The organism is Atribacterota bacterium, from assembly GCA_028717805.1.
Taxonomy (GTDB): domain Bacteria; phylum Atribacterota; class Phoenicimicrobiia; order Phoenicimicrobiales; family Stramentimicrobiaceae; genus Stramentimicrobium.
In genome coordinates this window covers 1-19651 of the sequence record JAQUNC010000032.1, presented here as the reverse complement: position 1 = coordinate 19651, position 19651 = coordinate 1, and the positions used below count along the sequence as shown (strand labels likewise).

The 19651-nt window shown below is 32.5% G+C and carries 17 protein-coding genes, 2 tRNA genes and 1 other RNA gene; all 20 read right to left on the bottom strand.

The window, feature by feature from the left end; all coding sequences use genetic code 11:
• Nucleotides 1–16: 16 nt before the first annotated feature.
• Complete coding sequence (locus PHD84_07815; protein MDD5637702.1) at nucleotides 17–928, bottom strand: bifunctional enoyl-CoA hydratase/phosphate acetyltransferase; 912 nt, start codon at nucleotides 926–928, stop codon at nucleotides 17–19.
• Between the two features lie 62 nt (nucleotides 929–990).
• On the bottom strand, nucleotides 991–2088 hold the full coding sequence (gene buk, locus PHD84_07810; protein ID MDD5637701.1) for a butyrate kinase: 1098 nt from the start codon (nucleotides 2086–2088) through the stop codon (nucleotides 991–993).
• A 297-nt stretch (nucleotides 2089–2385) separates the two neighbouring features.
• Nucleotides 2386–3852 carry a sigma 54-interacting transcriptional regulator gene (locus tag PHD84_07805; GenBank protein ID MDD5637700.1) on the bottom strand — a complete coding sequence of 489 codons (1467 nt, stop codon included), beginning with the start codon at nucleotides 3850–3852 and terminating at the stop codon, nucleotides 2386–2388.
• The gene (recN, locus tag PHD84_07800; GenBank protein MDD5637699.1) at nucleotides 3842–5584 is read right to left on the bottom strand and encodes a DNA repair protein RecN; all 1743 of its coding nucleotides are present in this window, start codon (nucleotides 5582–5584) and stop codon (nucleotides 3842–3844) included. Before recN ends, PHD84_07805 begins: the two co-directional genes overlap by 11 nt.
• A gap of 3 nt (nucleotides 5585–5587) precedes the next feature.
• A complete protein-coding gene (locus PHD84_07795) occupies nucleotides 5588–6493 on the bottom strand; it encodes an NAD(+)/NADH kinase (protein ID MDD5637698.1) in 906 nt (301 codons plus the stop codon).
• Between the two features lie 20 nt (nucleotides 6494–6513).
• Nucleotides 6514–7077, bottom strand: coding sequence for a hypothetical protein (locus PHD84_07790; protein MDD5637697.1), 564 nt, complete (start codon nucleotides 7075–7077; stop codon nucleotides 6514–6516).
• 271 nt (nucleotides 7078–7348) lie between these two features.
• A complete protein-coding gene (locus PHD84_07785; GenBank protein MDD5637696.1) occupies nucleotides 7349–8173 on the bottom strand; it encodes a TlyA family RNA methyltransferase in 825 nt (274 codons plus the stop codon).
• Between the two features lie 30 nt (nucleotides 8174–8203).
• On the bottom strand, nucleotides 8204–8806 hold the full coding sequence (locus PHD84_07780) for a GerMN domain-containing protein (GenBank protein ID MDD5637695.1): 603 nt from the start codon (nucleotides 8804–8806) through the stop codon (nucleotides 8204–8206).
• 13 nt (nucleotides 8807–8819) lie between these two features.
• A complete protein-coding gene (locus tag PHD84_07775; GenBank protein ID MDD5637694.1) occupies nucleotides 8820–10334 on the bottom strand; it encodes an N-acetylmuramoyl-L-alanine amidase in 1515 nt (504 codons plus the stop codon).
• Complete coding sequence (locus PHD84_07770; GenBank protein ID MDD5637693.1) at nucleotides 10331–11374, bottom strand: AI-2E family transporter; 1044 nt, start codon at nucleotides 11372–11374, stop codon at nucleotides 10331–10333. The genes PHD84_07775 and PHD84_07770 overlap by 4 nt, the downstream gene beginning before the upstream one ends.
• A gap of 312 nt (nucleotides 11375–11686) precedes the next feature.
• Nucleotides 11687–12041, bottom strand: a transfer-messenger RNA (tmRNA) gene (gene ssrA / locus PHD84_07765).
• On the bottom strand, nucleotides 12031–12510 hold the full coding sequence (gene smpB / locus PHD84_07760) for an SsrA-binding protein SmpB (GenBank protein ID MDD5637692.1): 480 nt from the start codon (nucleotides 12508–12510) through the stop codon (nucleotides 12031–12033). The genes ssrA and smpB overlap by 11 nt, the downstream gene beginning before the upstream one ends.
• Nucleotides 12511–12619: 109 nt before the next feature.
• Complete coding sequence (locus tag PHD84_07755; protein MDD5637691.1) at nucleotides 12620–13657, bottom strand: L-threonylcarbamoyladenylate synthase; 1038 nt, start codon at nucleotides 13655–13657, stop codon at nucleotides 12620–12622.
• Nucleotides 13658–13881: 224 nt separating this feature from the next.
• Nucleotides 13882–13956: transfer RNA gene (locus PHD84_07750), tRNA-Glu, on the bottom strand.
• A gap of 9 nt (nucleotides 13957–13965) precedes the next feature.
• Nucleotides 13966–14039 (bottom strand) — tRNA-Gln (locus PHD84_07745).
• Nucleotides 14040–14386: 347 nt separating this feature from the next.
• Nucleotides 14387–15862, bottom strand: a complete 1476-nt coding sequence (gene gltX, locus PHD84_07740; GenBank protein MDD5637690.1) for a glutamate--tRNA ligase — start codon at nucleotides 15860–15862, stop codon at nucleotides 14387–14389.
• A gap of 181 nt (nucleotides 15863–16043) precedes the next feature.
• On the bottom strand, nucleotides 16044–16982 hold the full coding sequence (locus tag PHD84_07735) for a divergent polysaccharide deacetylase family protein (protein MDD5637689.1): 939 nt from the start codon (nucleotides 16980–16982) through the stop codon (nucleotides 16044–16046).
• Nucleotides 16983–16994: 12 nt separating this feature from the next.
• Entirely contained in the window at nucleotides 16995–18164 is a 1170-nt protein-coding gene (locus PHD84_07730) for a S41 family peptidase (protein ID MDD5637688.1), read from the bottom strand.
• Between the two features lie 55 nt (nucleotides 18165–18219).
• On the bottom strand, nucleotides 18220–19458 hold the full coding sequence (locus PHD84_07725) for a peptidoglycan DD-metalloendopeptidase family protein (protein MDD5637687.1): 1239 nt from the start codon (nucleotides 19456–19458) through the stop codon (nucleotides 18220–18222).
• A partial coding sequence (locus PHD84_07720) for a hypothetical protein (GenBank protein MDD5637686.1) occupies nucleotides 19455–19651 on the bottom strand: 197 nt, incomplete at its 5' end. The genes PHD84_07725 and PHD84_07720, both read right to left, overlap by 4 nt.

Here is a 19651-nt window from a genome sequence, read left to right as displayed (position 1 = left end):
ACCCCTAAATATATTTTTATCTATTCTGATAGACACTCATTAGAATACCAAGGGCTATGGATCTTACTTTAGATATCGGACGATCAGAACGAGAAACCAGAACAACCGGTGCGGTGGTTCCTAATAACACTCCGGCTGGTTCAGCCTCGGCTAAATAAACTAGACCTTTAGCAAATATGTTTCCAGATTCAATTTCTGGAACCACAACTGCATCAACTTCTCCACTTACTGGTGAATTAATGCCTTTGTGTAATGCTGCCTCTTTGGATATGGCATTATCAAAAGCTAATGGTCCATCTACTATCCCACCCTCAATTTGTCCTCTATCTGCCATCTTGGATAAACAAGCAGCATGCAGGCTTGCTGGCATATCAGGATTGACCAATTCCACAGCAGCTAATATGGCAATTTTTGGTTTTTCAATTTCCAGACAATGACAAAAATCAATTACATTTTGTACGATTTGTATTTTCTGGTCCAAACCTGGAGCTATATTCATAGCTCCATCAGTCACTGTAAGAAGTTTTTCATATTTTTTTATTTTCAAAACATAGGCATGACTTAATAATCGATTTGTTCTTAATCCAATTTCTTTATCCAGTACTGCTCTTAATATACGAGCAGTACCTAACATGCCTTTCATCAATAGTTCCGCATTTTTCTCCCTTACCAGATTGACTGCTGTCCTAGCTGCTTCATCCTTGTCCTGTTTATTGATAATTTCATAATTTTGGGGATCAATATCTAATTTTTTACAGACCTCAATGGTCTCTTCTTTATCACCAACTAAAATACCTTTTACCAATCCCATCTGCCTGGCTTGTTCAACAGAACTCATAACATCTTCAGCTTGAGACACTGCCACAGAAATCCTTTTCGGACCATAATGTATCGCTTTTTCAATTACCTCATCAAATGATTTCAACATCATACAGTCACCTCTTTTTTAAAGAATTAAAGGAAATAATGTAAATTAGAATGGTACTGGTCCTATTTCTCATAAACTTTTGCTTCTTCTTCTCCGGTTAATACCCGTATAGCTCCCATAGCTAACGCTTTCATCTCTTCACTACCCGGGTAAACTATTACTGGGGCAATAAATTCTACTCTTTCTTTAATCCAGTTAATAAAAGTGTTACCTAGGGCTCCCTTATCTCCAGCACCATTTCCCGTTATTACAATTCTGTCAATTTCGCCTTTTAACACAGTCGCCATTTCTCCAATACCTTTAGCTACCTGATAGGCCATTGCTTTATAAATTAATTCAGCACTCTGGTTACCATTAGCTATTAATTCTTCTACTTCTAAGGTACTATTTGTTCCTAAATAAGCTACAATGCCACCCTTCCCCATAACCTTCTTGCACATCTCTGGTAAGGTATATTGACCTGAGTAACACATTTTTATTACATCCAATACTGGCAAACTACCAGTACGTTCGGGAGAAAATGGACCTTCACTACTGGCATTGTTAACATCAATCATCCTCCCTTTTTGGTGAGCACTGATGGAAATTCCACCACCTAAATGAACAACGATCAAATTGAGCTCTGGATATGGTTTTTTCATTTCTTGTGCAGCTCTTCTAGCAGCTGCCTTTAAACTGAGAGCATGGGAAAGGCTCTCTCTTTGTATTTCAGGAATACCGGAAATTCGGGCAATATATTCCATCTCATCTACTGCTACCGGATCTACAATAAAGGAAGGTACTTTTATTCTTTGAGCTAGTTCATAAGCAATTTGGGCAGCTAAATTAGAGGCATGTTCTACTCGAGGTTTTTCTCGTAATTCTTCTAACATTACTTTATTGATATAATATGTCCCACTGGGTAAAGGACTTAAAACCCCACCTCGACCAACTATGGCATCAAATTCTTCCAGGATAATATTATTCTGTTTTAATGATTGCAGAATAACCTGTTCTCTAAACTTATATTGATCAAAAAGCCCTTCAAACTTTTTTAATTCTTCTAAGCTATGTCGGATGATTTTTTGAAAAAGCTCTTTATCATTCTGAAAGATAGCTATGGAAGTAGAGGTAGAACCTGGATTTATTACCAATATTTTATAAATAATTTTTTTCTTCATATAAACCTCCTGAACCTTTTCCTTGTTAATATTATATAAGCAATTTTTATGCCAAAGAATAATATAAGGCCTATAAAATACAAAAAAGGTCTGTTTACAAAACAGACCTTTTTTGTAATCTCTTTTTATTAAGCCTTTCGAGTATTAATATTATTCTAAATATGATAAATATAATATTTTACTTACAAGATATGTACTATTTTCAAAGGATAATTAAGCAAAATAATGCACATAATTGCAATTAGTGGCAAAACTATTAAAATACTATAATTAATCTTCATTCATTTTTTATATAAATTAGTCGCTTTTAAAATCATAAACTTTCTTAATTTGATATTTTTGTATTTTATAATATAGTGTCCTTATGCTGATACCTAAATGCTGAGCAGTTTTTTGACAATTACCATTAAATATATTTAGAGTATTTAATATAATATTCTTTTCAGTTTCCCTCTTTATATTGTTTAATTTAATTACTTTATCCTTGCTAATTCCTGGTATCATATCAGCAGTAAAATATTCTTCCTCTTTTTTCTTTTGATTGGTCAAACTTATGAATTCAGGAAGATGTCTTTGTTTTAAAATATTTTCATACACTTTCATATTAATTACCGCTCTTTCAATAACATTTTCCAGTTCTCTGATATTTCCCGGCCAGGCATAATTCAATAATAATTCGATTACTTCTGAAGAAACGTCCTTTATATTTCTACCAAATTCCTGGTTGCATTTCCTGATAATATTTTGCACCAATACTGGAATATCCTCTTTTCTTTCTCTTAGAGGAGGGATAAAGATGGGGATAACATATAATCTGTAATAGAGATCTTCTCTAAAAAGGCCTTTCTTTACAGCTTCTTCCAGATTGGTATTGGTGGCAGAAATAATTCTTACATCTACATCTATAGGTTCATTGCTGCCAACTCTAACAATCTCTTTCTCCTGTAAAACCCTTAATAGCTTTGCCTGTAAATTCAAACTCATCATACCAATTTCATCAAGAAACATAGTTCCTCGGTCTGCTTCCTCAAAAAGACCTTTACGGCCTTTTTTGCTAGCACCAGTAAAGGCTCCACTTTCATATCCAAAAAGTTCACTTTCCAATAAGGTATCTGTTAATGCAGAACAATTAACTCTGATAAACTGTCTGTTTTTTCTGGAACTATGATTGTGAATAGCATGGGCAAATAATTCCTTGCCTGTTCCGCTCTCTCCATGTAATAGAACCGTAGCAGGGGTACTGGCAGCCTTAATAGCCTGTTCTTTAGCAATAATCATTGCTCTACTTTTACCCACAATATCGTCAAAGGCATATTTTGCTTCCAGGTGACGTACTCTTTTTTTAACCTGATTTAACTCTTCTGTTAAGTTTCTTATTTCTGAAAGGTCGTGAATTACCGCAACGCTTCCTTTTAGTTCCCTATCTACTATTACTGGTGCCACATTTACTAATACCTCTTTTTTATTAGGACCAACCTTCATTCTCACTCCATGCACTGGCATTCTGGTTTTTAATACTTTCATGTGCATACTTTCTCCCTCAGCAATATCTATATTTGAAGATTTACCCAATACATCATCTTCGGTTAATCCTATCAACCTGGTATAAGCATCATTAACCAGGGTATGTATCCCCTTTTCATCTACTACTGAAATAGCATCATCAGTAGAATTAATAATAGCTTTTAAAGTGCTCAAAATTTCCTTTTGTTTATGGATTTCCTTAAGAAGGGATTCGTTAATATTATTTTTTCTATTTTTCATTCCCCTCTACTCCCTTCCGGTATAGCATTTTTCTGGCATGTTCGATACTGATGGAACCATATTGTTCACCATCAAGCATCCGAGCTATCTCATAAAGTTGCTCATTTTCAGCTAGCTTCTTTATTGTTATGGCAGTTTTATTATGGTAGGTAGATTTGCTTATATAAAGATGCTGGTTTGCTTGACAGGCGATTTGAGGCAAATGGGTTACCGCTATTACCTGATGGTCTTGTGCAATCTTGGTTAATTTATGTGTTATAATATCACCTAAACGAGCACCCACTCCACTATCAATTTCATCAAATATCATTGTAGGTATTTGATCAGCTTTACTCAGTATAGATTTCAATCCTAACATAATTCTGGATACTTCTCCGCCAGATACTATCTCAGTTAGAGGCTTCGTCTTTTCTCCAATATTGGTAGAGATAAAAAATTCAATCCTATCAATTCCCTTTGAAGTTATCTTTAACGTTCTTTCTTCAATTGGTAAACCATTATGATCTTCCTGTTGCTCAATTTGGATTATAAATTTACAGTCTTTCATATTCAATTCTGCCAATTCCATTATGATATCTTGTTCTAATTGTTTGGCAATTGATTTTCGTTGGTTGCTTAAGTCCAGGGATAGCTGTATTAATATTTTTTCATCTTCTTGAATCTCTTTTCTCAACCTTTCGATCTTAACTTGATTATCTTCAATGGAGTTTATCTGTTTTTGTAAATTTTCATAATATTCAAGTATCTCAAATATTTGAGCACCATATTTATGTTTTAAATGGTTAATTAAATTTAAACGTTCTTCAATTTCCTGTAATTGATAAACATCCAGATCAATTTTTTCTTTATATTCCATTATCTGGGAAGAGACATCCTCCACTTTTAATTGTAGGTCTGTTAACTGTCCTTGAATATTATCAATATTTTGGTCCAGATTGGAAATAGTATTAAAATTGCTAATAAGCTTGGTTAAAATATCGTAAATTGAAGATTCTCCTGTACTATTGCCTTCAAATAAGGTTTCATGAGACTTTTCCATAATCTCTTTAATTTTTGCTTTATAACGAATTATATTTAATGACTCTTCTATTTCCCGGTCTTCTCCTTCTTTTAATTGTGCCTGTTCAATTTCTCTTAGCTGGAATAATATGTAATCCTTTTTAGATAAGATTTTTGAATGTTTTTCAGTAAGTTGATTTAGTAATTTTGTTTTTGTTTGCCATTGTTTATAATATTCATAAAATTGCTCTTTCTTTTCTAAAAAAGAATAATTTCCAAAACTATCAACAAAATCAATATGAAAGCTTTGATTCAGCAATGATTGATGATTATGTTGTCCATGTAAATCAATCAAATAATTACCCATCTCCTGAAGAAGAGAAAGGGTAACCAGTTGATTGTTAATAAAACATCTACTTCTTCTAGTTTGATGAATTTCTCTTCTGATGATTATCTGATAATCCCCAGGGGAAATATCACTAATGCTAAGTAACTCCTGTAAATGTCTCTGGGATATGGAATCCAGATAAAACAATGCTTCAACTTCTAAAAATTCTTTATCATTTTTAATCCAATTTTGGTTGATGGGGACACCCAAAATTACATTTATGGCTTCAATTATCATTGATTTTCCGGCTCCAGTTTCCCCTGTAATAACATTAAGCCCCTTTTCAAATTCCACACTTAATTCATCTATTAAGGCAAAATTTTTAATCTTCAGATATCCAAGCATGATTTAAGACCATCCATCATCTTCAAGAATATTAGGAAGGACTCTGCCACTCCATTTCAATTTTCTTCTTAAAATACCATAAAAGCTTTTTCCGGGTCCGGGAAAGGTTACTAATTGAGTTTTATATTTAGACTTTTGAATTACTATTACATCATTCTCTTCTAAGTCAAAGCCCTCCTGCCCATCAACTGTTAACATTACTTCCAAGTTTTTTGATCGAACAATTAGCTTAATGTTGTCCTTATGATGAATCACCAGAGCTCTAGCTGAAAGTGTATGAGGACATATGGGAGTAATAATAATGGTTTTTAAAGAAGGATAAATAATCGGTCCGCCAGCGGAAAGAGAATATGCCGTTGAACCAGTAGAAGTAGAAATGATTAATCCATCAGCAGCATATTGAATGACATATTCATCGTTAATAAGCATATCTAAATTAATTAATCTAGCAAATAATTTCTTTGCTACGACTATATCATTAAGACAATAAAACTTACCATTTCTTTTGCCTTCTCTCATGATATAACCATATAACATCATTCTCTCTTCAATTTGATAATTATCTTCCAAAATGCATGGAAGATAATGATCTATTTCTTGTAAACCAATCTGGGTTAAAAAACCCAATCCACCCAAATTTATTCCACAAACTGGTATATTATATGGTGAAGCCAATCTGGTAGCCCTTAAAAGAGTACCATCCCCTCCTAAAGAAAAAAACATATTTAACTCTTGATAAGGCTCAGTAAGAAAATTTATTTTTTTTGACTTATCAAACAAGCTGATTATATTTTTTGGTAGATAAACATCAATACCTTTATCATTTAAAAAATTAATTATCTTTTTTGTTACATTAAAGTTCTTGTCTTTTTCCTCATTTACAATTATACCTGCTTTTAAAATATTCATCTTTTTCCTCTTCTGCAATCCTATAATATAAATACATACATTATGATCATGGTAATCAATGTTCCTAATAGAAAAAATAGGATATTTTCAACTAATCTAGAACGAAAGTAGGGAAGTAGAAATCTTATCTCTGAAAATTTTCTAGAATCCATATCAAATAGAATAATGCCATATGGTTGATAAGCTAAGAAATATTCCAACAATTGTCTTCTGGTCTCCTTTTTGGTTATTTTATTTTGAGATCCGCTCTTAACTTCTACTACATATGTCCGGCCACTCTTCTTAACTAAAAAATCAATTCTTATCGAATAGCGATGAAGCGTTGTCCCGGCTTTGATAATTAGAGGTTTGCTTTGTTGCCTATCTATAATCTGAAAACCATTTCTTTTTAGCCACTTCTCTGCTTTATTTTCTGCACGCTTACTAATAAAAGATCTCTTTGTAGCCTGTTTACTATTAAGAATATTTTTTATTCTCAGATATACTAAGAGAGAAAGGATTCCTCCCAGTAATAATAAAATAATAACTAGATACCCAAGAGGAATTCTTCCCCTTGATAATCCCTGAATCGATATAAAATTCAATATTTATTAATCCCTTTATCTTGTTTCTAAAACAAGATAGTTTTTTTGGAAAAGCTTTTTCTGGGAGGGGCAATCAAGTGATAGATACCATGATTACCCAGTATTTAATATTTGGCATAATGAATTCTATCTTTAACTAAGGCATAAAAATTATTAGGCTTATATCCTCTATCCTAAAATCTAATTTAACATATATTTCTTTATTATAATTATAATTGGTAAAAAACAATGATATGTCACCTAAAAAGGAATCAAATTCTTAAAAATATTGTTAAAGACACTTGTTAAGGAAATAGCAATGTGCTTCATCTACAACTCTTTTAATTTGATTAATATGTGCTAAAGTTAAATTATTATCTCTTTCCTTTTTTACTAAATAAATTAAGTATTCAATATTGCCAGGGGAATTTTTAATAGGTGAAAAGGTAAGATTAAGAAACTGCAAGGCACTTTTAGTTTGTTCTATCAGATTCACAATTACCTCTTTATGTATACCTGGATTGTCAACAATACCACCCTTCTTTACAAATTTTCTTCCTGCTTCAAATTGTGGTTTTATCAGAGCAACAACTTCCCCTTCTGTTTTTAATAATCCCGCTAACACCGGCAATACCTTTTCTAAAGAAATAAAAGAAACATCTGCAGTAGCTAAGTCAAATAGGCAATCAAATTGATCTTTATGGATATATTTAATATTAGTCTTTTCCATATTTATAACTCGACTATCTTGACGTAAAGTCCAATCCAGCTGTCCATATCCTACATCTACACAATATACTTTTTTAGCACCATGCTTCAATAAACAATCAGTAAAACCACCGGTGGAAGCACCTACATCTATTATTGTCTTCCCATTCACCTCAATATTAAATACAGTTAAAGCCTTTTCCAGCTTAATTCCACCCCTACTAACGAAGCGCGAGGAATCTCTCTCTACAGTCAATTTGCAATCTATATTACATTTTGTACCAGATTTATTTATCGTTACTCCATTTACTTTTACCAGATTAGCCATAATATATCTTTTAGCTATCTCTCGGGAATCCAGTAATCCTCTATCAACTATTAATTTATCTAAACGTTCTTTTTTTATCATTCCTTTAATTTTTATATCAAAAATCTATAATTATCTTCTTAACCAACTATCATCCCTCTCCAGAGGAATGCTGGTATCAACATGACCTACTAAAGTTTCCCCACTATTGCCGTCCACCATTATTTGTACCTTATTAATATCAGGGAAAGAAGTTAGAGTTAATACTATAGAATATACAGTTAATAGCTCTCCAGTGCTTCCTCCGGAATGGTTTTTTATTATCTCTGAGGAAAGGTCAATATAAGCAATACCATCACTAATGTATAAAGCATTAACCCTGGTAGTAGATGGTACTGTGGGATAAAGATTGCTATTGGTTGGACCCTTAATTAGTTCAATAATAGCTTGTTTAGCCATTTCCTCAGTCTTTTGTATATTCCTATATTCTGGAACTAAATATTGTGCATTATCATCAGCAAAATATAATACTACTTGTTCTTCTTCTAATACAGATGGTGGTTCCACCTCAATCTCTTCTCTACTACTCTCTTCAATTTCTATCCTTTCTCTTTCTTGAAATAGAGGAAATACAAATTTTTGTACTAAAAAGAAGATAATAACCAACAAAAAAATTAATATAATTAAGTTCAGAGTTGATTTGAAGATATTTTTTTTCTTTCTTCTTCTGGCCATCTCGATCCCCTATTTAAATGTTTTCAGGTATATTTCTTACATACTCCAATACTGCCTGATTAAGTGCTTGTGCCACTTTTTCTCTAAATTCAGGAGTTTTTAATAATTTTTCCTCATTGGGATTAGAAATAAAACCTACCTCTATTAATATGGCTGCCATATTAACACCTTTTAAAACAATAAAGGGAGCTTGTTTGACACCTCTATTTTCTAAACCGGTATTTTGAACTAATCTTTTCTGTACTATTTCAGCAAAATCCAGACTGAATCCTATACTGGCACTTTCTTCTAAATCAGCAATAATCTGATTTAAGATATCATCTTCATAATGGTAAAATTGGCTTGCCTTGTTTTCTCGATCAGCAACATCCTTTGCTGATGCGCCGATATAACGGGAATTCAAAACATAAGTCTCGATGCCCTTAGCAGTCGAAGAGCCTTTCTGCATAGCTGAATTGGTATGAATACTAATAAATACAGTTGCCTCTTTTTGCATAGCAATAAGTGGTCTATTTTCCAGTGGTATGTCCACGTCCTTTTCCCTGGTAAGATACACAGTTAAACCATTATCCTGTAGTATTTTCCTTAGCTTCAAAGCAATGTCAAGAACTACATCTTTCTCTCTTAGCCCACCGGATCCAATTGCTCCAGGATGATTGCCACCATGTCCCGGATCTATTACCACAATGCGACGTTTCTCATCCTTAGGGGCTTCTGTTTTTGTTTCCTGTGAAATTTCTGTCTGGACCACTGTACTTGCCTGACTCTGGGGAATAAAAATATCTACTATAATACGATCTGGTGAAGACAAATCAGATACTTGAAATTCATATTTTCCTTTCAAATCGGTAACAACTCTAACTGTCTCCTGAGTGAACTGACCACTTCTTACTCTGCTTACTAATGAATCATTAACAATTACTTCCTTCTGTTTTTCGCTCAATTGATTGAGGGAGGCTTCAACATCAACTACCACCCTTTCGGGATTACTCAGGGTGATGACCTGGTAAGAGCTCTTTTCCGACAAATCAATAACTATCCGCGTTTTATCTTTATGGGAATAACTTCTTATAGAAGTTACATTTGGTCTATGACTGGTAATACTTATCTCTTGGGAAGTCTTATTCCATTCACTTTCAATTTCAGTCAATAATTGTACTACTTCTAAAGGGATCATTACTCTATTTTCCATAATTGTAGGAGAATCCTCAAGAATAACTTTTTTTCCATTAATTTGTGCTTCTGGAAGATCAATGACTAAGCTTACCTCTTTCCCTCCTAAATTAAGATTTAATAATTTTAAAGCGGGAAACCAAGTGATTCTACCGCCTAATGCCTCAACAATATCCCTTGCCGGTAAAAATATACGACCATTTACTAAAATTGGTGATACATTGGTATTTAGAATAGCATCGTTTAGTTTTAATTGAATGTCATTCTGCTGTGCCAGTATATTTTGATCTGGTATATAAAACAGTAATAAAATTAATAAAATTATTAAGACTACATAATTGTATTTTTTTATCAAGTTGCTTTATCCTCCTGGATTAAGTATCTATACATTATTACCTTTATTGCTGCCGCAATTGGTATAGCATATAATACGCCCAAAAAACCAAGAAGACCTCCAAATATTAATACTGAAAAAATGATGGTAAGTGGATGAAGTCCTAATTCCTTACCCAATATTTTAGGATTTAACCAAATTGCTTCCACCTGGTTTACAGCAACAAACAAAATAGTAACCAGAATAAAAACAGACCATGGTTTTCCTAGAACAAAGAATAGGGATAATGCCCAACCAATAATAGGCCCAAGATAGGGAATAAAATTTAATATTCCTGATACAATTCCAATAATAAGAAAAAACTTTATTTTTAAGAGATAGAGACCAATGGTAATCAATGTTCCAACAATAAAACAGACAATTAGGCGACCACGTATAAAATTACTCAAGATCTGATCGATTTCCCGAACAATTTCTCGAAAATCCTTCTTATGCGTTGGTGATACAAGTACTAGAAGATTATCCTTAAACAGGCCTATATCTATCAGAAGATAGTAAAGAATAAGTGGAATTATAATTATCCCAAAACCTAATTTTGTAACAAAAGAGGATAGGGTAAATATGGCAGTCCTAGAAAATGTTAGCAGTCCACTTTGTATCTCTGAAAAGATGTTTCTAACAAATGTTTCCAGGTTGCCAGAATCCATAATTCTATCAAAAATTGGTTCAAAAGAAAGGAGGATATTCTGAAAACCTGACAATAGACCAGGGATCTCCCTGTATAATTGATTTAATTCGTTTATGGCATTCGGAATGATAAACAATATAAGGAAAATTGTAAAAGCTAATATAATGGAAAAGATTACCAAGATAGATATGGATTTCCTTATGCCTTTGCTGAGTAGAAAATTATAAAGAGGATTAAAAAAATAAGCAAGAAAAAGAGCTAAACTGAAATAGATTAAAATCAAGCTCAACCTATGAGCGATATAACAAAAAATTACTAAACCAATACCTATCTGTATTAAGAACTTACTCTGTTTATCTTTAAATGAATACAATATTCTATCATCCTGTTCCTAATTAATCTAAGTAAAGTAAGGCAAGTAATTAAGTTATTCAATATCTTTTATTTTTATATCAGATTAGCATAGAATAATCAATCACTCCTTAATATATTAGCAAATTTATTTATATACTACCACCAGAGATTTTCTTTTCTCTTGGTCAATTGTTATTGATCAATCTTTTTAGCAAATATTTCAAACAATATTACCTGATGACCTTAACTTCGAGTAAAAAATAATAAACAGAAATATTATAAACTTTATAAATTAAATAAATACCCGAAACAATAATCGGCCATTCCATAATGGTGGAGGCGGCGAGAATCGAACTCGCGTCCAGAGAATCGTTGATAAGAAATACTACGAGCGTAGTCTATGTTTTATTTTTCAGATCATTTAACTCCCATAGACTAGATTCAAATGATCCTAGCTCCTTATTTTCTCTACGCTATTCGGAGCGGATAACATAGATAGCCTGCTTTATATTACACCCATATTAGACTTACAGGCGAAAGCCTAACACGGATGAGCAGCTTTATTAAGCTGCTAATGCCAATTCGTAATCGTTGGCAGTTATTGTCTTTCCCAGTGTTTATCGAGGACCAGGAACCTCGACTCGCATTTCTTACCTCTGCCTTCCCTGTCGATACCTATCGCCCCCAAACTTTATTTTTTAGCTCTCTTTCTGCTTCCCTCTGAATAGCTTTCTGGGTGAGGTCTCTTCTTTTATCGTACAGCTTTTTCCCTTTAGCCAATGCAATCTCAAGTTTAGCATAACCATTTTTAAAATATAGCCTTAATGGAACTATAGTTACTCCTTTAAGTTCAACATTGCCTCTTATTTTAGCTAATTCTCTACTACTTAAAAGAAGTTTCCTCTCTCTTTTTGGCTCCAGGTTAAACCTATTCCCGAACTGATATGGAGCAATATGCATATTAATAATATATAATTCATTTCCCTTAAACTGTGCATAACTTTCCTTGATACTAACCTGGTTATTTCTAATTGATTTTACCTCTGTTCCCTTTAAGACCAGACCAGCTTCGAAACTCTCTAAAATATGATAATCATGTCTTGCTTTGCGATTAATCGTAATAATCTGATATTTTTCTTTATCTTTCTCAGACATCTTATTATCCTTTTAGCTGCCATTATTATAGCATATTTTTATCTTTTTTGCCATTGATAATACTTAATGATAGTTTATAATACTAAAACATATATAAAAATACTATTTGTTATTTGGCAGCTCTGTGTAACCGATCCATAATAGCTCTCCCGAGACCTTTATTAGCAAAATTTTCAGAAATAATTATATCGCATTTTTGCTCATCCAGCTCTCTTAACTGAGTATATAAATTATGGGCACAGGAATCAAGGTCTTGAGACTCACCAATATTTTTGACTATAAACCCAGGATATTTTTCTAAATTCTCCTTACAGGCAATAATTCCTACTTTATTACCTTGATTTTTGTATTGGAGGGCAAGCTCACATATCTTTTTAGTCATCTGCTTATTTTCTTCTTCTACTAATATTAATTTTGCTGTTGGTGAGTAATGCTTTTTCAACATACCAGGTGATCTTTTTGTTTCCATATTATCATTTGCAATAACTATATCCGGCACTACTTCTTTTAAGCTTTCAAAAGTTATACCACCTAATCTTAATATTTTAAAAGGAAATGTGGTAACATCCAATACGGTAGATTCCAATCCTATCATTGTTTCCCCACTATCAAGAATCATATCTACTCTACCTTTCAAGTCAGAAATGACATGCTGAGCCTTCGTAGGACTGGTATAGCTAAATATATTAGCACTAGGAGCAGCAATTGGTCGCTGAGCTTCTTTAATCAATCCTAAGGCAACTTTATGATTGGGTATCCGTATAGCTACAGTATTTAGTCCGGAAGTAATTACCTCTGAAATTAATTTACTTTTTTTCAAAACCATTGTTAGTGGTCCCGGCCAGAATAATTCACCTAATCTTTTAGCAATATCTGGAAAATCTTCTACAAAATCCATTATTTCTTCTGAATTATGAACATGAACAATTAAGGGATCATAAAAAGGTCTATTTTTTGCTTTAAATATTTTCAAAACTGCCTCACTATTTAAGGCATCTGCACCTAATCCATAAACTGTTTCCGTAGGAAAAGCCACTAATTTTCCATCTCTTATTGCTTGCCCAGCTTCCCGTAAATACTGCCAATTAATATTATCCGGATCAATTTTTATTATTTTTGTACTTATACTATTCTTAATTCCTTTCATTTTATCTTCCTATGCCAAAAAGAGCAGGTTACCCTGCTCTTTTTCATTTTTGTATATTACTATCTGGCGACTATTAATTTTCGTCTATAATTATTCTAACTAATATTTCTAAAAATTATTTTAAATATTTAAATCTTTTTATTCTAATATAATTTCATTCATACAAAATTTTCAATCAATTTTTAATTAAATAAGAACAATGGTAAAATATATTCTTTCTAAAATGGTGGCGCAAGGGGGAATTGAACCCCCGTTTGCTGATTGAGAGCCAGCTGAATTAACCACTATTCGATTGCGCCACTATTTATTGGCTGAGGGAGGTGGGGTCGAACCACCGCTCCCAGATCCAGAGTCTGGTGTCCTACCACTAGACGATCCCTCAATTTTCCTTACTCAACTCAACAATAATATTTTACAACATATTTTCTATAGGTCAAGACATCCATGGGGAATTATTTCCTTTGAGAACTCCTTAATCTACAAGCAATTTCTTATCATAATACGCTATTTTAGAAGAACGGTAAATTATTCAAGATTTATTTTAAGAAAAAACAACAGGATATATTTCATTTATCCTGAAGTTCATAATATCGGATATTAACATTCTTCAATACATTCATAAGGAATTCTTCCTCTTAAAAACTTCTCTATTTAATAGTAAATGTATACCCCGTAAATTATAGGGCATTGTGCTTTAAGTGTATTGTCTTAAAAACGATGATATAAAGATTATTTATATTTATTTATTTTATAAATTGCTCCCATCAATCGTTTGATGTTTTTCTCTTTACCAAGTACTTCCATTAGAGAAAAGAGACCTGGCCCTACCGTTTTGCCAGAAAGTGCCACACGAGTAGGATGAATAATTTGTTTCCCCTTTAAATTAAACTGACTTGCCATTTCTCTCACTTTAGACTCAATATTAAACTCATTCCAGTTGTCTATCTCTTTAAGTCTTATTAATAATTGTTCTAAAATGTTCTTTATTCCAGTCTGTTTCAATATTTCTACTGCCTTCACTTCCATACTATAATTCTCAGTGAAAAAATAATCCCCATATTCCAAAAATTGCCTAAAATTTCTTACTCTACTTTTCATAAGCGAAACAACTTTCCTCAACCATTTCTCCTTTTCACTACTTAAAGGAGATTCAAGATATCCAGCTTCCTTTAGAAAAGGTATTAACATCTCTACATACTTTCTATCGGTCATTCTTTTTAAATACTCATTATTAAACCAGTTTAACTTTTCCATATCGAAAATAGCTGAATGACTGGAAACTTTTTCTAAAGCAAAATTCTCTACTAATTCTTCAATGGTGAAAATTTCCTGATTAGTTCCTGAAGACCAGCCTAAATGAGCAATATAATTAACAACGGCCTCTGGTAGAAAACCACTTCTCTGGTATTCCATAACTGAAGTCGCTCCATGCCTCTTACTCAACCTGGTATTATCAGGACCCATAATCATTGGAATATGGGCAAATTCTGGAAGAGTGGCACCTAAGGCTTGATAAATAACTATCTGTTTTGGTGTATTGGAAATATGATCATCTCCACGCATAACCAAAGATATTTTCATTAGAATATCATCAGCCACCACCGCAAAATTATAGGTTGGAATTCCATCAGATTTTACTAATACAAAATCACTAAGTAATTTACTATCAAATTCCATTCTGCCTTTAATTAAATCATAAACAATAATTTTCCTATCAGGCATTTTTAACCTGATGGCTGGCTTTCTTCCTTCTTTCTCCAACTTCTGTTTTTCCGTCTCACATAACTCAAGACATTTTCGGTCATAGATTGCTGGTTTCCCCTCAGTTAATAGCTTCTTACGCCTATTATCTAACTCTTCTGCACTGCAATAACAATAATAAGCCTCCCCACTAGCCAATAATTTATTGGAAAATTGTTTATATAAATCCAGTCGTTGGGTTTGAAAATAGGGTCCATATTCTCCCCCCTTTTCTGGACCTTCATCCCAATCCAGACCAAGCCATTTCATCCCATCTAAAATAGCATTGACAGCTTCAGGGGTAGACCTTAACCTATCAGTATCTTCAATTCTTAAAATAAAGTTTCCACCGTAATGCCTGGCGAATAGCCAATTAAACAAGGCTGTTCTTGCTCCTCCTATATGGAGATATCCTGTCGGGCTTGGAGCAAACCTGACCCTGATATTTTTGTTTTTAATTTCCATGCTTCCTCCCGAGTTGATTTAATTTCATTTGATTTAATCTATGAATAATACCTTCACATGAGTAATAGTGGCAAAATCAAGTAAAATAAAATTTTAAAAAAGACTTTTTTAGCCATTTTTATTATTTTCTTTTTCATAAAAATATTATCTATCTTTTCACTTAGAATTTTATAAACTTTTCTTATTCCAATAATTCTTCTATCGGCACGATTTCTATGCCTTCTGATTGTAGCATCAAATCTACTTCAATAAGAACATTAATAGTATTACAGTAAGGATGTCCAATGGCAATGGCACTACCATATTTCAAAGCATACTCTTTTAGCACCATTACCTGATTACGTATATAATCAACATCCTGTTCGTTATCTAAAAAAACAGTTCGCTGAGCAGTTTTAATACCCATTTCCTTACTTAATTTGTAACCTACTGAATAGGGGCTGGTCATGCTATCGATGAAGAACAAATTTCTTTCCTTTAATTCATTTAAAACTATTTTCATAATATAATCATCTTCAGTAGCTTTAGAACCCATATGATTATTTACACCATCAATATCGGGAATTTCCTGTAAATTTGCCAAAATTTTTGCTTTTACTTCCTGTTCAGTCATTGTAGTAAAGATAGCACCTTTACCAGGATCAGTATTTGAATTATGAGGTTCCATCGGCAAATGCAATAAGACCGCAAATCCCCTTTCTCTTGCCATTTGTGCCACCATCTGTGAATATGGTAAAAAGGGCAAAACAGAAATTGCTACCGGGAAATTTAAACACATGACCTGTTCAGCAATTTCCTTCTGATAGCCCATATCATCAATAATAATAGCAACTCCGGCTTTTACTTCTTCTCTCTTTCTATCTGTAATAAATTTATTAAACAAGGGTAATTCTTTTGCTTTCTGGTCAATAATATCATACAAAAAAATGGTCTGTTTTTCGCTTATTGGTTGCTCATATTCTGGATCTACACATTCCTTAAACATCTCCTTATTGCTAACAAGAGCATTATTTTCAATCTTATGTACATTACTATTCAAATTTAAAAATATTCCTATTAATAGTAATAAGATTACAGAAAGCAATAAAGAGTAAACATAGTTCCACAATTTTTTTCCCATATAATATCTCATCTATTGAACAATAATTTTGTCTTTGAGTAAGTAATCAATCGCAGCATCTAACTGCATATCTTCTTCGGAATCTTCTTGGTCTGTAATTATAATGTCTGGTTCAATACCGATATTGTTGATAATTCTACCTTTTGGAGTATAATATTCCGAGGTAGAAATTGTTACTGCGGAATTATCAGATAATGGATAAATTTGCTGTACTAATCCTTTGCCAAAAGACGGTTCACCTATAACAATACCTCTCTCGCTATCCTGTATCGCTCCTGCTACAATTTCTGAAGCACTGGCACTTCCCTTGTTAATTAACACTACCAAAGGCCAATTAGGATATTCATTTCCATATGAATAATATGCTCTGGTTAAATGATTTCTTCCCTGTATTTTTACTATATCACCTTCTTTGACAAATTGACTGGCTACTTCTATTGATGATTCTAAAAGTCCACCAGGATTATTTCTGAGATCCAAAATAATTCCTTCTAACGGTATTTTGTTAAAATCATTTAGAATTTGCCTTAATTCTGAAGCAGTATTAGCATTAAAAGTTGAGATTCTTATATAACCAATCTGATTATCCTCAAATAACTTTTCTTTAACAGCTTCTACTGTAATAGTATCTCTTATAATGGTTATTTCCAATAGTTCTTCTAAATTTTCTCTTTCAATGGTAATAGTAACGGCAGTCCCTTTTTCACCACGCAGGATATTTACTGCTTCATCCAGAGTAATGCCTTTGGTAGAGTCCCCGTCAATTTCTATAATCCTGTCATTTGCTTTAATACCTGCTAGATAAGCAGGGGTATCCTCAATAGGTGAAATTACAGTGAGTTGATCGTCTACAACCGTTACAATAATTCCTAATCCATTAAAATGGCCCATAAATATATTTTCTTGTTCCCTCTGAAAACTTATTTGATCCAGAAATCGTGAATAAGGGTCATCCAGCTCCTTTAACATTCCCTTTATAGCACCCTGTACTAACATAGATATATCAATATCCTTTTCGATATATTCACTCCGTATAATACTCAAAGCTTCAAAAAAAGGCTCTAGATCGTTAAAGATACTATTGTTTTGGCTATTTACTATAATATTAGAGGTGGGAGTAAAAAAAAATATTCCCACCATAACAATAGTTATCAACCAGTTTATTCTAATTTTTATTTTCATATCATTATCCATCCAATTATATTTTTTTAACTTAGCTAAGTTTAGCGAATTACAATTAAAGCCAATCAAAGGGATTAGCAGGCTTTCCCTCCACCCTTACTTCAAAGTGTAATCTTGGTGAGGGAACACCTCCGCTGGTACCAATCTGACCAATAATTTGTCCTCTTGACACCTGGTCATTCAATTTAATCAATACCTTAGATAAATGTGCATATAAAGTCACTACATTACCACCATGATCCAGGATTATTAAATCACCATAGCCTTTAACATTACCGATATAAATTACACTACCAAAACTGGCAGCACGTACTGGTTCACCTAATGAAGCACTGATATCAATACCAGAATTGAAGACATAAGCATTTAAATCCGGTTGTTTCTGTTGACCAAAATTGGAAATTATTGATCCACTAACAGGGAGGTGAAATATACCCTTTTTTGGTTGTAAAGTAGGCTCTTTCCTGGATGTTGTAATTCTTTGTTGAGGTTGAGCTTGTTGTTGAGCTGTTCTGGCTTTTTCCATTTCCAGATAGGCAGTATCAATAATTTCTTTAATTTGGGCTGAAGATTTTTCTAATTCTTCCAGAACAGCTAATTGTTTTTTCCTTTCCTCTTCAATTTTTACTAGGTATTTATTTTTAGCCTCCATGGACATTTCAATATTCTCTTTTTCTTTTGCTATCTCCTGTTCCAACATTCTGGTAATTTCCTTTTTATTATAAAAACTATCCCTTTGCTTCTTCACTAAATCAACCTGTTCTTTCACCTGTTTTATTATATCAGAGTCATTTTCTAATATCTGTTTAAGATAGCGATATCGATTTAAGAATTGTGAAAAATCTTTACTATTTATCAAAATAGCTAGATATGAAATGTTATTATATTTATAAAATTTTTTCAATCTATTTTTTAAAATAATCATCTGTAAGTCAAGTTTGTTCTGTTCAATATTTAATTCCTCTTCTAGTTTTGTTATTTCTTTTAAAGTGTTTTCATAAGTATTTTTAGCTACCTGTAATTCCTTTTCAGCAGTGCTAAGTAAATCCTGAATTTTTTGTAAAGATTTCTGATAATCTACTTTTTCCTGTTTTAATCGTTCTATTTCTTTCTCTATATCCTTTTTACGTTGTTCTATTTCATTTAATTTTTGCTGCTGTTGTTGAATATTTATTTCTTGTTCCTCAGCAATACTAAATCCTATAAAAATAAAAAAAATGAACCAGATAAATAACATTAAAAAAAATATTATTATAGAATATTTTTTTGGCAGGATCCTATAAAATATTTTCATAATTCCTCATAATTTATTCTTCTTAAGGATAACATACTACCAAAAATTCCGATTAAAGTACCAATTAGTATAAGAATTATTCCTATTTTTATGATAAATTCTTGCTCTGAACCAATAGGTATAAAGGGAATTATTTTCTCCATCTGTTCTATAAAATATTGATATGCTTTACTCAAAAGAAGAAAGGCAATAA

What these genes read in the sequence shown, in the direction of transcription:
- buk (MDD5637701.1), bottom strand. Translation starts at nt 2,088, where the DNA reads ATGAAGAAAAAAATTATTTATAAAATATTGGTAATAAATCCAGGTTCT.
- PHD84_07735 (MDD5637689.1), bottom strand. Translation starts at nt 16,982, where the DNA reads ATGGGAAAAAAATTGTGGAACTATGTTTACTCTTTATTGCTTTCTGTA.
- recN (MDD5637699.1), bottom strand. Translation starts at nt 5,584, where the DNA reads ATGCTTGGATATCTGAAGATTAAAAATTTTGCCTTAATAGATGAATTA.
- PHD84_07780 (MDD5637695.1), bottom strand. Translation starts at nt 8,806, where the DNA reads ATGGCCAGAAGAAGAAAGAAAAAAAATATCTTCAAATCAACTCTGAAC.
- PHD84_07785 (MDD5637696.1), bottom strand. Translation starts at nt 8,173, where the DNA reads ATGATAAAAAAAGAACGTTTAGATAAATTAATAGTTGATAGAGGATTA.
- PHD84_07725 (MDD5637687.1), bottom strand. Translation starts at nt 19,458, where the DNA reads ATGAAAATATTTTATAGGATCCTGCCAAAAAAATATTCTATAATAATA.
- PHD84_07805 (MDD5637700.1), bottom strand. Translation starts at nt 3,852, where the DNA reads ATGAAAAATAGAAAAAATAATATTAACGAATCCCTTCTTAAGGAAATC.
- PHD84_07730 (MDD5637688.1), bottom strand. Translation starts at nt 18,164, where the DNA reads ATGAAAATAAAAATTAGAATAAACTGGTTGATAACTATTGTTATGGTG.
- gltX (MDD5637690.1), bottom strand. Translation starts at nt 15,862, where the DNA reads ATGGAAATTAAAAACAAAAATATCAGGGTCAGGTTTGCTCCAAGCCCG.
- smpB (MDD5637692.1), bottom strand. Translation starts at nt 12,510, where the DNA reads ATGTCTGAGAAAGATAAAGAAAAATATCAGATTATTACGATTAATCGC.
- PHD84_07755 (MDD5637691.1), bottom strand. Translation starts at nt 13,657, where the DNA reads ATGAAAGGAATTAAGAATAGTATAAGTACAAAAATAATAAAAATTGAT.
- PHD84_07815 (MDD5637702.1), bottom strand. Translation starts at nt 928, where the DNA reads ATGTTGAAATCATTTGATGAGGTAATTGAAAAAGCGATACATTATGGT.
- PHD84_07795 (MDD5637698.1), bottom strand. Translation starts at nt 6,493, where the DNA reads ATGAATATTTTAAAAGCAGGTATAATTGTAAATGAGGAAAAAGACAAG.